Source organism: Planktothrix pseudagardhii, assembly GCF_904830925.1.
GTDB lineage: Bacteria > Cyanobacteriota > Cyanobacteriia > Cyanobacteriales > Microcoleaceae > Planktothrix > Planktothrix tepida.
The window spans coordinates 5,623,343-5,637,831 of record NZ_LR882967.1 but is presented as its reverse complement, the minus strand read 5'-3'; the positions used below and the strand labels follow the sequence as shown (position 1 = coordinate 5,637,831).

The following is a 14,489-nucleotide window of genomic DNA, read 5'->3' as shown; positions in this document are numbered from 1 at the left end:
AGGGGAAACAAGCGTGTCTTCAGACCTGAAAGTAAATACGATTTTGTACAAATTTTATGGTAACTTAAAAATTCATAACACTAATATTGAACACAGAGTAGGGGAGAAAACTTGAGTCAAACACCCATTCGCTTACTGATTGCTGCTAGTGGTACAGGGGGACATTTATTTCCGGCGATCGCCACTGCCGAAAACCTGTCAGATTTTGAGATAGAATGGCTGGGTGTGCCTGATCGCTTAGAACGGGAATTAGTTCCCCCCGAATATCCCCTGCATACGATTTCCGTTGAAGGCTTCCAACAACGCTTCGGTTTCGGAACCTTAAGAATTTTAGCAAAATTCGCCCTTTCCCTCGTACAAGTCACCTCTCTCCTCAAAACAGGACAGTTCCGAGGGGTATTTACCACAGGGGGATATATTGCAGCACCTGCTATTATCGCGGCTCGTTTCCTGGGTCTACCTGTGATTTTACATGAGTCTAACGCCTTACCGGGTAAGGTGACTCGGAATTTCGGCCCTTGGTGTAATACCGTTGCTTTGGGGTTTGCGGCGGCTGTTCCTTACCTAGCCAATGCCAAGACCGTTGTGGTTGGAACCCCCGTGCGTTCGGCTTTTATGCAAGCGTCTGAACCCTTGTCTTTTTTCCTACCGGATGATGTTCCGGTTATTGTGGTGGTGGGAGGAAGTCAAGGTGCGGTGAGTGTGAATAACTGGGTGCGACAGGCGGCTCCTAGTTGGTTTGAAGCCGGGGCTTGGGTGGTACATTTAACCGGAGACAATGACCCGGATGTTGAAGCGTTAAACCATCCTCAATATATTAAAATGCCCTTCTACAATAATATGGCAGCCCTCTTAAAACGGGCAAATTTAGCAGTGAGTCGGGCAGGTTCAGGAACCTTAACCGAATTAGCCATTACCCACACTCCTTCGATTTTAATTCCCTATCCCTTTGCGGCTGAAGATCATCAAACTTATAACGCCAATGTTTTTGCTGAAGCGGGTGCATCCTTCGTCTTTCAACAAAAGGATTTAACCGCCGACTTGCTGGCAAGTAAAGTTTTGTATCTGCTGCAATCACCCCAACAGTTAAAACAAATGGCTAAAGCCACAGCGACCGTCGCCGTTACCAATAGCGCCCAACAATTAGGGGATTTAATCCGAAATTTAATAATTTAAGTGGGTCTGTATCAACACATACCGTTTTTCTCAGTGATTTCCGTCACACAGGGATCACTGCAATATCACATCCAACCGGGATTCTACTCATACCGCTATGCCCGATAATAAGAGATAGTACAGAACATAGAGTTTTCTGAGGGTGTGGGTATGAAATTCGCAGCAGTAACCACCACAGTAGTGATGATGATCTTGGGTTTAACTGTTCCCGCTCAAGCTGAGAACCCCGCCCATCTCAAGCAGCTATTGGAAACGAAAAACTGCCCTGGATGTGATCTCAGTGGCGCTCAATTAGTCGGTGTGAATCTTCAGGGTGCTAACCTCCGAGATGCCAACTTAAATGGAGCTAACTTACAAGGTGCTAATCTCAACGAAGTCAATTTTAATCGAGCAGGATTAACTGAAGCGAATTTAGAAAGTGCCAGTCTGATTGCTGCTAAATTACATGGTGCTAATTTAGAACGTGCTAATTTGAGCCATTCTAACTTGAGTTTAGCAGGTTTAGTGATTGCCAGTTTAAACCATGCTAATTTAAGTCATGCTAATTTAATTGGGGCAAATTTAGAGAGTGCAGATTTAACAGGTGCTAACCTAAGAAATGCTCAACAATCCGTTGCAACTTTAGGTGAAGTGAAGTTACAAGAAGGCAGTTTATATGGATTTGATATCAGTGGTGTGAATTTACGCGATGCTAATTTAACAGGGGCTAATCTCACAGGGGCTAATTTAACGGCTTCAGATTTAGCCGGAGCTACCTTAGAAAATACCACCATGATTAATGCAAATCTCATGAATATTCGTCGGTAATTATGACATCGATTTTTCTTCACCGTCCTTAACTTGAGTTGGGGATGGTGTTTTTCATTTCGGGATGGCTCTAATGTAATGCAATATTTTACATCTAAAAACCAAGATTTAAGCACAATGTGGAACAGGCATCTTGCCTGTTATCACCTTATCACGAACTATAAAATAAATTAATTTAAAATATTGTCATATTGGTTATGATTTCCAACCCAAAACCAATAATAATCATCGCCTTTTTTGATAGCTAAGGCTCTATCCCTCTTCTGTCACTCTCCGAAATCAACAAGTAATAAAAAGTAGAGTTATCCATTGGGAAAATAAGATTGAAATTGATTAATATTCTCAATTAATTTATGAAAACCCACTAATAAATGGCGGTCGGGAAAAATATCTAGCCACGGGACAATCAACCACAATATAATAGTAGGCTGAATTATTAAACGCAGATTATTTAAAACATTTTTCCATCCCTCTTTGTGATTCCATTGTTGATGAGTTGAGCAATCGGTGGTGTTTTTTTTGCTCTCAGATTCTCGGGGACTGCCTTGACTTAAAGACCGGAAAACTTCGGAGTTGAAACTAATCATTAAATACACACAGAAAATGATTTCCCACCATTTTTCTATATCGGGAAAATCCGTCAACCGATAATCAGTCCAACCCAGTTCTTGTTTACATTGTCGAAATCCATATTCCACCCATGTTCTTAACCCGTATAAATTACCTAATGTCTTTTTCATCTGGCTTCTCTTCTCTGTTAAATTTGTCATGACAAACGAAGTTGATGTTTCTGGCATCGTTTCTGGATCTGTGGTAATTTCCCAATAGGTTCTTGTACTTCTTTTCCCAAATATGATTTCTCTAATATATCTGGTTTCTGATTCTTGATTGCTAAAAATCCTCTCAAATTTACACCATTTGTTGGCTCTAACTTTCTGCTCGCTTGACATCCAGACTCCATGATTACTTCTTATTGCTAGTACCCAAGGAATTTGAAATTGATCTAATGTACTGATAAACGAACTACTTTCACCATAAAGGCTATCTGCTAATACCAATTCAATCTGAAATCCCCAATCAACCAATTCTGTTAGAATTTCTGATGCGATTTCAATCTTAGTTTTGTAGACATCTCCTTCTTTTAATGTTCCTTTGGGTTTAAATACTCTAAACACTAAAGGAAAGGTTATATTTTTATAAACACCGTAAGCATTAACTGATACTATTCCCCGATCTGTTTTGCCCACACTTCCCAAGTATTGTCTAGCTATATAGTCGGTTTTTTTTCCCTTTCTCCTATCTCCTGTCTCATCAATTATTACTATAATCTTCTCTCCTTTCAATGCTTTTAGAGTTCGGGCTAATCTTCTTTCCTTTAATTCCCTTGCTGACCAAGGCGAATTGGCTAAGAAATGATGCAGTGATTGTGGCGACCTAATTCCTACTATTTTAGCAATTTCCGGTAAAGATTTTCTCGGAATTGGTGAGATAATTCCTAGATGTAAGTATTTAAAACATTCGTAACTTCTCACTTCTGGGAATAGGTCTTTATAACCTTGACAATATTCATCAATCACTGAAACTGTTGGTTGTGCATCTCGGGCTAAATGTTTGATCATCTGTAATTCTACATCCATTACCCTATCCCCCTTCTAGCTACCCATCTGGTTTATTTTCTAATTTTACTCCTCGGAGACTGACAGAAGAGGGATATATGGTATCATGGATTAGACTATCATAGATGAGTTACATCTCCAATATTTGGGAAAAAATATTCCAAATCAACAGAATTATTAAGTTTGTCAGAAAAAACCAAAAGATGTAACGATTCGTAAATACCGAGAGTACATGAACTGAGGTAATGAATGATATGGGCGATCGCAGCATAGGGGTCTTTGTGAATGATATACTTTTCTAGAAGGTTATTACGGCTAGGAATTGTTCTTAGTATATTTCTCATATTGTTATCGAATTGTCAGGGGATTCATCAAAAACAGGATAACGTCATTCATTTAAGCCTTTGGCAATCCGTCAATCCTCCTCCAAACCGGGATGTGTTTGAAAGATTAGTGAATAAATTTAATCAAACCCATCCTGACATTCAGATAGAATCTATCTTTATTGGTCAGCCTCAATTGCCAAAAATATTAACAGCCGTTGTCGGGAATTCCCCACCGGATTTGTTAGTATATGACCCCCAAACCACCGGTCAATTTGCAGAATTAGGGGCAATTAAACCCTTAGATGAATGGGTGGAAAATTTACCCTTTAAATCTGATATTGTTCCCGGTTTATTTGAGCAATTGAGCTTAGACGGTCATATTTGGTCAAGTCCCTTATACACTGCTAATCTCGGTATTTTTTACCGACCGAAGTTGTTTCAATTAGCAGGAATTACAGAACTTCCTAAAACTTGGGAAGAATTCAGACAAGTGGCGAAAAAGCTGACGATTGACCGCAATGGAGATAGAAGACCTGAACAATATGGACTGTTATTGCCATTAGGAAAAGGAGAATGGACGGTCTTTAGTTGGTTCCCATTTTTATTAAGTGCTGGAGGCGAAATCTTAACGAATAATCAACCCAATTTTATCAATCCAGGGGCTATTCATGCCTTACAGTTCTGGCAGGATTTGATCAAAGAAGGTTCAGCGACTCTTTCTCAGCCAGAACGGGGTTATGAAGAGGCGGATTTTATATCAGGTCGAGTAGCCATGCAAATTACTGGGCCTTGGACTTATATCACCAAGTCTAACGTTGATTATCAGGTGTTTCCCATACCGACTGATATTAAACCCTCTACGGTTACAGCAACGGGCAATATTTTTGTGATGAAAACCACCTCAGAACGAGAAAAAGCCGCTTTAAAATTCTTAGAATTTGTTTTAAGTGAGGAATTTCAAACCGAATGGGCAATGGGAACGGATTTTTTACCAGTCAATCTCAAATCTGTGCAAAGTCAAGACTACCAAGAATACCTCAAATCAAGATCTTGGTTAAAAGTATTTGTAGAGCAAATGTCCGTAGCGGGTTCTCGTCCCATTATAGCCGGATATACTCGAATTTCTGATACTTTAGGTAGCGCAATTGAGGCAACTTTATTAGGTCAATCTTCGGCTGAATCTGCATTAAAAGAAGCACAGAAACGATTAGAAGTGATTTTTGGGGGAAAGTGACCGGAAATCAACAAACCACTAGCCACTCAATTCATTGATAAGGATCAGTCCAACTCAGAATCGATTCCCCTTGCCTACCGCTTTTGATGGGGTGTGATAAGATGGAATTCATAACGATAACTCAGTGAGTGCGACCGACTAGGGTAACTCTTTTGACTGTCCCTTTTAGGTCTATCCTAAAGAATCTCCGTCCCTTGAGCGCGGAGAATGTCAAACAACTTCAAGCTGGTGGAGAACTGTAAGACTTGTTAGCAATTTTGCTAAACAGCGAGTTTCCGTCAATCAAGACTCTCTGGCGACACCGTGTTTGTGAGCGCAGGAGTCTCAAAGATAGCATAAGCCTGACATAGAGACGCACATCATGGTTTTTAACCCTGACTTTCTCAAATCTGATGTTCAAGAGACCGCCGAAAACCCGTTGTTGACCTACCTGCAAAGTCAGCATCCTGATGTTTTGGCAACGGTTGCTCAGTCTGCCAGTTCAGAAATTAAAGAAATTATTAGTAAAAACGTTCAAGGATTAGTCGGGGTATTACCCTCCGATCACTTCGACGTGCAGATTACAACCAACCGGGAAAACTTGGCAGGTCTGTTAGCATCAGCAATGATGACGGGTTACTTTTTACGTCAGATGGAACAACGGATGCACTTAGAAGAAAACCTCTCTCGAACGAATTCGATTGACTCCAAGTAATCCGGTTCACACCCTAATTATTAAATTCCCCGGCTAAAGCAAATTCGGGGAACACCCCGGTTTTAAGGATTAGGGTTTTTTGTTGACCCTGGCGATTAATTTCAATCGGAAGTTCCTCTCCGACGGCTTTGGTTTCAATTTGCTCTTGAACTTGAGACGGAGTGTTGACCGCAACGCCATCCACTTTCACCAAAATATCTCCCTTGAGAATTCCGCCTTGAGCCGCCGGAGACTCTTCTACCACCCGTACCACAATCACCCCGGTATCTTGGGTGAGACTCACTTCCAGTTGTTGATCCATTTCCGCTTTGACCGTCGGACTCAGTTCCACCATTTGCACCCCTATATAAGGATGATCGGCTTTACCCTTGGTAAACAGTTGACTGGCAATCCGAATCGCTGTTTCAATGGGAATGGCAAATCCTAACCCTTGGGCATTCGCGCGAATTGCTGTATTAATCCCAATTACATGACCTTGATCGTTTAACAATGGCCCCCCAGAATTTCCAGGGTTAATGGCGGCATCGGTTTGAATGAAGCGAACTCGTTTATCAGGAATGCCAACCTGGGTAGCCGAACGACCTGTGGCGCTAATAATGCCAATGGTAACGGTATTATCTAATCCTAAAGGATTGCCAATGGCGATGGCCCACTGTCCCGGAACTAAATTCTCCGAGAACCCAATGGGGGCTGTGGGTAACTCCTTACTCTCAATTTTGACCGCCGCTACATCCGTTATGGGATCAACCCCTTTAACTTTCCCTTCAAAAACGCGACCATCATTTAACGTGACTTGAACGCTATCGGCCCCATCCACAACATGAGCATTGGTAATAATTCGGCCATCGGAATGCAGTATAAATCCTGAACCGGTACCTCGACGAACTCGTTCTTCTGGGGTGGGGATTTGAGCGCCAAAGAAGCGTTTAAACAGAGGATTTTTAAACGCATCCGGGACATCTTGTTCTGTTTTGCGAGTGGCATCAATGCGAACCACCGTCGGGCCTACAATTTCTGCGGCTTCGGCAATAAAATTCGGACTACTACGGTCAATGACCTGTTGTTCTAAAACCGTTGGAGGAGCAACAGTTGGTAAGGGTTTGACGACGGCGACGGTCGCCGATAATTGGGTGGGGTTGTTAGTTTGGACATAGCGACTGCCTAACCATCCTGCCCCTCCTCCGAGGGAGAGTAAAGCCAGATATACCGTAAACTGTTTGAAAGATAAATCCATCTGTGTTGCCGTCTGGAAATACAATTCTGTTGGGGGTCTAGCGGAACAGGTTCTGTGTCCTCTAATCTTAAGAGTAAGAGTATTGAATAACGACTCTTTAACTTTAATTAGCACATCTTGAACCTTCAGTTTGTGATCTGTGCGCCACGATGTTGATACAGCGACTCGCCCAAACCAGAGTGCTGATCACTCACTGGGGGAGCCAAAGGTGATCCGCTCATTTTAAGTTAAGTTTAATGAATCCATGATCATGAGGTTTGAACGCTTAGGAATAGTATTGTTGGGATTGATCGCAAATCTGATGGGGATATTCGCGAGTCCTGTACCCTCGGTGAAGTCACAAGAAGCTCAACAAGAAGCTCAAGCAGTTTGTCCATCCCCGGTCTTATCTCGTTTAAAACGTCATCGTCTGGCTGCTGGGGAAACGGTGGACAGTATCGCCCGCCAATATAATTTAATTCCCGCAACGTTACTGGGGATGAATCCGATTTTACAACGGGGGTCAGCGCCTCTGGGAGCAGAAATTCTGATTCCACCTTACAATGGCATTCAAGTGGAAATTCCCCCAGGTCGGTCTTGGCAAGAAGTCGTTCAAGCTTATAATGCTCGTCCTGATGTGGTTTTTGAAGTCAATGGTTGTCAAACTCAACCCATAGCGTTGTTTCTTCCCGGTGTGAATTGGTCGCCCAAAGGCCCCCCTGTTCCTGCTTTCTCCGTCCTATCGGGCTATCCTCTCCCCCAACCGACCAGCATACAAATGGGTTATGGTTGGCAATTAAACCCGGTTTTGGGTCGCGTGGTGTTCCACAGTGGTTTAGATTTAACCGCAACGGTGGGAACTCCGGTGTTATCTGTTGGAGCAGGAAAAATTGCTTTTGCAGGCGAACGGGAAGGTTATGGAAAATTAGTAGTTGTTAATCATGGGTCGGGAAAACAAACCCGTTATGCTCATCTGGATACAATTAATGTAAAAGTCGGTCAACCCGTTAATTTAGGGGATGTATTAGGGACAGTGGGAACCACCGGACAACCGGATAGTGACCCATCCCATTTGCATTTTGAAATTCGTTATAACTCCGATTTAGGATGGATTTCAGAAGATCCCAATCCTTATTTTAGGGGGAGATGATCATGATCCTGAATTATCTGAATCCCTTGGGTAAAGTTCGACTGACTTTGGCCGGACAGCAAATTCTATCGCCATCTCGATATCCCACAAAACGAACATAAACGCTTTCTCCCGGCTGAATATCGGTAACATCCGGTTGATGAAATTGGGGATTATATTCTACTTGTTGCCAAGGAGTACCAATCCGTTTATAACCCCAATTTTCTAATAAACCATCAATAGAACTTACGAAAGAAATTATATTTCTATTCAGTAAATTAGGGCTTGATTGTATCATTTTTTCACAGTATAGTTTCCTATTTATAATTACGATAACAAGTTAAAAGGATGAGAATGGTTATAAGATTTTGTGAGCTTTCCTCCTAGTTTCTTCCATCTGGGATTACTTAATATTGTAGTTGCCGTATCATCAATTAAAGGAGAAATAAATAGGATTACCCGAAAATTTTATAAAATCTTTAAAAATTACTGAGAAAATCGAAGAATAGCTTTATAATAGTTCACATTTGTTTACATCAATCTTCAAGTCCCTAGAACCCTAACCTACTAACTTTAAATCCTACAACCAATCTGATAGCAACAGCCCAAACACAGTGCTTGACTGATAATCAGACAACAAACCCAGGAGGATGAAGTCTTTTCCTCCCGGTTTCCCGTTAAGCTGTTCCCTACTATAACAGTCAATTTTTAGATGTTTTTCAGCCAAAAGTTTAAAGCCACCCCCCCCCTATTCTTGAATTGAGGGGGTGGCTTTAAGTTCAGGGAAGGATTAAATAAAGACATATTGATTACTATCAAAGGTCGATGCAATATCTCCTTGAACAAGGGCTAATAATTGTTTTGAACCATCTATATTCTGTTTGAAAATAGCAACCCCTTCCGGTACATTTCGAGGAGAACTATCAATCGTATATAATTCAGGAACACCTGCTAAGAGTAATTTATCTTCATCTCCATTAAAATCAGTAATTAAAGTATATCCTAAACTATCACTAGAAATACCTAAAAGCGTATCATTACCGCGATCGCCTAATAGTAAATCGTTTCCTGTCCCCCCAATCAAACTATCATTTCCTTGACCTCCATAAATACTATCGTCTCCACCATCTGCAAACAGAGTATCTTCATCATTATTCCCAAACACAAGATCTGGGTCTGGCCCCCCATAAACCGTATCAACTCCGACATCACCAAATAGGGTATCAATTCCTGAATTTCCGATGACTAAATCATTCCCTCGACCTGAAAATAGAATATCATCTCCATTTTGTCCTTCAATAAAATCATCTCCTAGGAAACTGGAAATCATATCATTTCCATCTCGACCTGCAATCACATCACGATTAATTGTTCCAACTAAAGTATCATCTTTGCTCGTACCAATGAGTGATGTAGCAGGGCTTAAGGGGGAAATTTGATCTCCATTTCGACGCAAAAAGAACGAATCTGCACCAGCACCTCCAATGAGAGTATCTACTTCACTATCAAATACAGTTACGATGGGGTTAGAGGTTATTGTTTCTCTAGCAACTGGGTTAGACACGGGCTCAAAACTTAGCATTGTACTTCAGGGTAAACAACAAAAGGGTTACAGAGGAAGAAAACATTATTAATATCGATTTACCAGATTTCAGGAAGTACAAACACATCCCTGAAATCTCATCTTGTTTTCTGGCCTCTGCCTCTGGAATAGTAGACTCTTGTTAGCTTACAGAATCAGGATGATTTTTAACAATCTTTTAGAGATAATTCGTAAAATATAGGTAAAATTTTGGTAAGATTTTAATAGATATGTTAAATTATGATAAATTCAAACTATAGCACTACTTGAACAGGGAACAGGGAACAGGGAACAGGGAACAGGGAACAGTAAGAAGTGAAAGGGTTTCAGGATGATTTTTATTAGATTTTTTTTTGACGTGTTAAAAAAGATTACTATAGATTTGAATTAAATTTTCTACAGTTGTTGTTTCAAAGACCCATTCTAATCCTTGGGAATTAATAGCTTTAATTAAAATAATAGATTGTTGAGAATTTTTACCCAGAGGAACTTGGCAAGACCAAGACCATTGAGACTCAGTTTCTGAGGGGTGAATAGAGAGTAAACAATTTTGGATTAACGTTCCATTGACGAAAACTAAAATTTCTTCTAATTGGCTATGGGGATTAATTTCTGATACCCATCCTTTTAATAAAAGGTTTCCCTCTGAGGTTAATTCACACTGTTCTATTTTTCCTTGGGGGTTGTGACTAAATTTTAGGGAAGATAAGGGTTTTTGAGGATGGCGGGTGACTAGATATAAATCTTGATACCGACAAATTCCTTGGGGAATTCGAGAATAAATTGCTTCTCCTTTACTAATGGTATTTAAGCAATTAGCTACAAAGGTTTCACCGACATAGGTTGTGCCATATTGATTAACATCTAAGCTGCGACTTTCACTATTGGGAATAAATAAAATATCGGTTGGTGAAATGGCTAAATGAGAAGGTAATAAAAGTCGATCATGAACGCTAAACATTAATATTCCTTGGGGAGAAAGCAAAGAATAAAGTTTTTGTAACCACGAGAAAAACGTAGCTTCAGGCAGATGACTAAAGAAAGAACAAGCTAAAATACAATCAAAGGATTGTTGAATTGGATAATCCTGGGGATAGGTGGTTGAAACAATTCCTTGAACCCCAAATTGTTCTTTTTGAAATTCAACTGCTTGAGCATAAATATCCGAAATCCAGATCGTTTGAGGAGGGAGATCCTGAACTAAAAATCGAGTGAAACGTCCATAACCACTGGCAAAATCTAAAAAGGATGAAATTCGATTCAAATCTTCAAAATTCCAGTTTAAAACCTGACGAACTGTATCTAAAATTCGACGGCCATTAAAATAATAACGAATACAGGCGCGCTCCGGTATACCGTGATTCGCTAAGGCAAATAAATACATCTCATCCTGAGCACAAATATCGGCATTAAAGGTAGCGGGACATAAGGTTTGATCTTGAATAAACCGTTGCAAAGCTAAGGATTGACGGGATAAATCAACAAGCTGCATTGACTGTTATAAAAAATAAAAGTATTTCTCTCAATGTCATCTTACAGAAGACTGTTACCCAAAACAATCAGGCAGACCTGAAAAAAATTTTGACGGTTTGGCTGTAAGATAGTAAAGCTATAGTTATTACAACTTCATGAAAAGCTATGCGAGTTTATGTGCTGCTGTTCAATGCGGGAACAGAAAATGAGGGGATTCATACGATTCAGATGGGCGATCGCAATAAAGTGTTAATGTTTGAAGATGAGGATGATGCCACCCGCTACGGCTTGCTGCTGGAGGCTCAAGATTTCCCGACGCCACTGGTTGAAGCTCTTGATGCCGAGGAAATTAAGGAGTTTTGCCAAAGCGTTGACTATGACTGGGAACTGATTGCATCTGGAGAGTTAGCCATTCCCCCGGAACAGAATGTGGATAAAACCGACTGGCAAATTGAAGCCGAGCCCTTAGAAGAGGAACAGGAGGAAGCCGAATTTGCCTCTCCTGAACTGGATGATATTCGGAAACGACTTGAAGGATTATTGTAAATGGGGTTATTGGGACTTAAACAAGAATTAAGCTCAAATGTGTTTAAGTTCCACTAAACTGCTAGAATAACCTGCTTTTTCTCAAATAATTGACTTTATCACCCTCTCAACTCGTCGAGGTGCTTCAATTTCTGTAAACAGTTGAATTGCATTATCAAAATTAGGTTTGCTGTTTACCCTATCCCCCATCTGTTGATAACTTAAAGCGAGTTGATAATAGGCTTCAGCTAAATCACATTTAGCACCAATATTTTCTAAAATTTCTATCGATTCTTGATGATGGGTGAGTGCGGTTGCAAATTCCCCTTGTATTCGGTAAAGTTCTCCTAGACCTGTTAAAGCTTTAGCTTTTAATTGAGTATAGTTAGTTTCTTCAGCAAATGATATGGCTTGATTATACATTTGAAATGACTTTATAGTTTCGTTGATATTTTTGTATGCTGTCCCTAAACATAGAAAAGTATAACCTTGATTCCAAATCATGTCTCTGGGTTTCAAAAGTTCACTTTTATTAATATAAGATAATGTTTTTTCAGTGTTAGCCCAATATGAATTTATTAAAGCAAGGTAAACATAACTGCTTAATTGAAGATGATAAAAGTAATCTTGATAAAGTTGATTCTCTTTTGTTATTAAGATTATTTTTTTGCTGGATACTGTGAAAATCGTTTCTTTAAATAAAAGATAAGATTGTCCTAAATCCCCTATATTGAAATAGCACAATCCTTGATTAAATAAGGATACAACTGATAATCCATACAATTGATATAAATAAAAATCTAGTTCTGGACTTTGTTCAGAATCAATATATATTGTTTTTATTTTTTCTGCTATTGATTTACATTCCTTATGATAATTTATTGCTTGATGTATAGAACCTCTTAACCATTGTATATCACCTAATATCTTGTATAACCTAGCTTTAACATAACTATTCTCTAGCTTGTCTTTAACTTTATTAATTAATGAAGCAGTTTGTTGTAATAAGCCAAATCTAGCAAATGATCCACCTAGTGCTTGACCTCTTTGCCACTTATTATCCCTTTCTTTTTCTATTATAGAACCTGCTTGTTCAAAATCATCAATTTCTACATAATGATAATAAGCTTCTAACGCGGTTAACCCATCTTTTATCGTTTCAACACTCTCAACACTCTCCGTCCAAAACTCCGCAGCTTTAATATTAGCGGTTTTCCAATCTTCACTTTTTCTCAAACGTGAGATCGCTTCTTCCCTAACCATGGGATGTAAAAAGAATTCACCCTTGTTAACTTCGACTAAAGAACGATTTTTTAACGACTCAATTACCCTGCGCTGTTCACCTTCTGGAACATCCCATAATAAACACAATAACCCATTATAAGGAACAGTTGGAACATCTTGATACCGATAACACCCCAACCGACATAATAATTTAAACGCATTAATATCAAGTTCTTGTAAACGATTAAATTGAGAATTCACTAAATTTTTTAAATCGGGTTTAGCTAAAATTTCAGCTTTGTTATAATTCCAATAAGCTTGAATATCTCCTTGATTATCTTCTTGAATTGCACCACACAAAATTCGCATCGCCTTGGCATTCCCCCCATAGGCTTTGTGCATTTCAGTCAAAATAGACTCATAATTATTAATCTGATAATATTCAAAATATTGTTTCCAGGCACAATAGTCTAACTCAGGTAAACGATAGGTTTCAACCGTAATATCCCCTTCACACAACCGTTCACGACTGGTGATTAAAGTTACTGACTGCACCATCGGATCTGTTAACATCCTCAATAGTTCGATATAATGTCGATGGGGTTCAATAAATCTAAACTCAGAATCTAGTGCAGGTTCTAAATTATCAATTAATACCCCAATTTTTTGATTTTGTAACAGTCGTTGTAGCCGTGCCAAGGACACCATAAAATCCCGTCCAGGTTCCTCCTGAAAATCCTTTTTCAGCCATTCCTCAACAATAGTTTCAACAGGCGAGATGGTTTCCTTTTCCTTCGCCATCGTCAAATATAAGATTTTATCAAAATTTTGATTCTTCAGAAATTCTGTAGCCAGAGTTGTTTTACCAATTCCTGCGGCGGCTTGAATTAAAATAATTTTTGCACCTTGATTGATTTTTGTTTTAAGGTGAGCGATCGCATTTTCACGACCAATAAAATGAGGATTCATTGGGATAGATTGAGGTGCAATCCGACTATAATTTTCTGTTACACTTTGATCAACTTCAAATTCCTGTATTTCCTGCAATTTTAACTGAGATTGATTTTCAAATTCTTCCAAAATTCCTTTTAGGACTAATTGGCAGTTTTTTTTATTCACTGGTGTACCAGCTACTTCTGACAACTGTTTCCATAACTTAGGAGATACGACCGTCTTAATGTATGCCACACTATACCCTCGAATCTCCATCTGCTCATAAGTTTTACCTTCCAAACTCTGTTGCAAAATTCCTATCTCTACGGGTGCTAGTGCTTTCCCCGTCTTCTCAGATACCCACTGTTCGAGCAGTGACATGACTTCTTCAATATTTTGAAAATTCATAGTCTGGCTAATTTTCCCTGAGTATCTAAAATTCTACCATGAACTTTATGAACTTTATGAATATTGCAGGTAATAGTTCAAGAAAAAATATGAATGAACTTTATACATTTACGCATCTCCAAAAAAATCACAAGATGAAACTGTGCTAA

The 14,489-nt window shown here is 39.5% G+C and carries 12 protein-coding genes; 6 read left to right on the top strand and 6 right to left on the bottom strand.

Going from position 1 to position 14,489, the window contains the following annotated elements:
• The first annotated feature begins 111 nt into the window (after positions 1-111).
• Both murG and NMK36_RS24375 read left to right on the top strand, forming a co-directional pair.
• Positions 112-1,176 carry an undecaprenyldiphospho-muramoylpentapeptide beta-N-acetylglucosaminyltransferase gene (murG, locus tag NMK36_RS24380; protein WP_072718075.1) on the top strand — a complete coding sequence of 355 codons (1,065 nt, stop codon included), beginning with the start codon at positions 112-114 and terminating at the stop codon, positions 1,174-1,176.
• 150 nt (positions 1,177-1,326) lie between these two features.
• Positions 1,327-1,983, top strand: coding sequence for a pentapeptide repeat-containing protein (locus NMK36_RS24375; protein ID WP_072718076.1), 657 nt, complete (start codon positions 1,327-1,329; stop codon positions 1,981-1,983).
• Between the two features lie 302 nt (positions 1,984-2,285).
• Here the strand turns inward: NMK36_RS24375 and NMK36_RS24370 are convergent, their stop codons facing one another.
• On the bottom strand, positions 2,286-3,620 hold the full coding sequence (locus NMK36_RS24370) for an IS701 family transposase (RefSeq protein WP_072718077.1): 1,335 nt from the start codon (positions 3,618-3,620) through the stop codon (positions 2,286-2,288).
• 264 nt (positions 3,621-3,884) lie between these two features.
• Here NMK36_RS24370 and NMK36_RS24365 point away from each other — a divergent pair, with 264 nt between their 5' ends.
• Positions 3,885-5,159, top strand: coding sequence for an ABC transporter substrate-binding protein (locus NMK36_RS24365; protein ID WP_254174838.1), 1,275 nt, complete (start codon positions 3,885-3,887; stop codon positions 5,157-5,159).
• 361 nt (positions 5,160-5,520) lie between these two features.
• Positions 5,521-5,853 carry a DUF760 domain-containing protein gene (locus NMK36_RS24360; protein WP_072718080.1) on the top strand — a complete coding sequence of 111 codons (333 nt, stop codon included), beginning with the start codon at positions 5,521-5,523 and terminating at the stop codon, positions 5,851-5,853.
• A gap of 13 nt (positions 5,854-5,866) precedes the next feature.
• Here NMK36_RS24360 and NMK36_RS24355 read toward each other — a convergent pair whose 3' ends face one another.
• Positions 5,867-7,087 (bottom strand): HhoA/HhoB/HtrA family serine endopeptidase, encoded by a 1,221-nt coding sequence (locus NMK36_RS24355; RefSeq protein WP_072718081.1) that lies wholly within the window; start codon positions 7,085-7,087, stop codon positions 5,867-5,869.
• Between the two features lie 250 nt (positions 7,088-7,337).
• On the opposite strand from NMK36_RS24355, the gene NMK36_RS24350 reads away from it, so the two are divergent.
• The gene (locus NMK36_RS24350; protein WP_072718082.1) at positions 7,338-8,216 is read left to right on the top strand and encodes a LysM peptidoglycan-binding domain-containing M23 family metallopeptidase; all 879 of its coding nucleotides are present in this window, start codon (positions 7,338-7,340) and stop codon (positions 8,214-8,216) included.
• Positions 8,217-8,229: 13 nt separating this feature from the next.
• On the opposite strand, the gene NMK36_RS24345 is transcribed toward NMK36_RS24350, so the two are convergent.
• The 3 genes from NMK36_RS24345 to NMK36_RS24335 form a co-directional block, all read right to left on the bottom strand.
• Complete coding sequence (locus tag NMK36_RS24345) at positions 8,230-8,493, bottom strand: hypothetical protein (protein ID WP_072718083.1); 264 nt, start codon at positions 8,491-8,493, stop codon at positions 8,230-8,232.
• A gap of 492 nt (positions 8,494-8,985) precedes the next feature.
• A complete protein-coding gene (locus NMK36_RS24340) occupies positions 8,986-9,777 on the bottom strand; it encodes a calcium-binding protein (protein ID WP_139294984.1) in 792 nt (263 codons plus the stop codon).
• Between the two features lie 361 nt (positions 9,778-10,138).
• The gene (locus NMK36_RS24335; RefSeq protein ID WP_254174837.1) at positions 10,139-11,269 is read right to left on the bottom strand and encodes a class I SAM-dependent methyltransferase; all 1,131 of its coding nucleotides are present in this window, start codon (positions 11,267-11,269) and stop codon (positions 10,139-10,141) included.
• 146 nt (positions 11,270-11,415) lie between these two features.
• On the opposite strand from NMK36_RS24335, the gene NMK36_RS24330 reads away from it, so the two are divergent.
• Positions 11,416-11,796, top strand: a complete 381-nt coding sequence (locus NMK36_RS24330; protein ID WP_254174836.1) for a DUF3110 domain-containing protein — start codon at positions 11,416-11,418, stop codon at positions 11,794-11,796.
• Positions 11,797-11,877: 81 nt separating this feature from the next.
• On the opposite strand, the gene NMK36_RS24325 is transcribed toward NMK36_RS24330, so the two are convergent.
• Entirely contained in the window at positions 11,878-14,340 is a 2,463-nt protein-coding gene (locus tag NMK36_RS24325) for an NB-ARC domain-containing protein (RefSeq protein WP_254174835.1), read from the bottom strand.
• Between the last annotated feature and the right edge of the window lie 149 nt (positions 14,341-14,489).

Bases quoted from the DNA above. Each gene is read 5' to 3' on its own strand.
- NMK36_RS24375 (WP_072718076.1), top strand. From the start codon at position 1,327: ATGAAATTCGCAGCAGTAACCACCACAGTAGTGATGATGATCTTGGGT.
- NMK36_RS24370 (WP_072718077.1), bottom strand. From the start codon at position 3,620: ATGGATGTAGAATTACAGATGATCAAACATTTAGCCCGAGATGCACAA.
- NMK36_RS24365 (WP_254174838.1), top strand. From the start codon at position 3,885: ATGATATACTTTTCTAGAAGGTTATTACGGCTAGGAATTGTTCTTAGT.
- NMK36_RS24360 (WP_072718080.1), top strand. From the start codon at position 5,521: ATGGTTTTTAACCCTGACTTTCTCAAATCTGATGTTCAAGAGACCGCC.
- NMK36_RS24355 (WP_072718081.1), bottom strand. From the start codon at position 7,087: ATGGATTTATCTTTCAAACAGTTTACGGTATATCTGGCTTTACTCTCC.
- NMK36_RS24350 (WP_072718082.1), top strand. From the start codon at position 7,338: ATGAGGTTTGAACGCTTAGGAATAGTATTGTTGGGATTGATCGCAAAT.
- NMK36_RS24345 (WP_072718083.1), bottom strand. From the start codon at position 8,493: ATGATACAATCAAGCCCTAATTTACTGAATAGAAATATAATTTCTTTC.
- NMK36_RS24340 (WP_139294984.1), bottom strand. From the start codon at position 9,777: ATGCTAAGTTTTGAGCCCGTGTCTAACCCAGTTGCTAGAGAAACAATA.
- NMK36_RS24335 (WP_254174837.1), bottom strand. From the start codon at position 11,269: ATGCAGCTTGTTGATTTATCCCGTCAATCCTTAGCTTTGCAACGGTTT.
- NMK36_RS24330 (WP_254174836.1), top strand. From the start codon at position 11,416: ATGCGAGTTTATGTGCTGCTGTTCAATGCGGGAACAGAAAATGAGGGG.
- NMK36_RS24325 (WP_254174835.1), bottom strand. From the start codon at position 14,340: ATGAATTTTCAAAATATTGAAGAAGTCATGTCACTGCTCGAACAGTGG.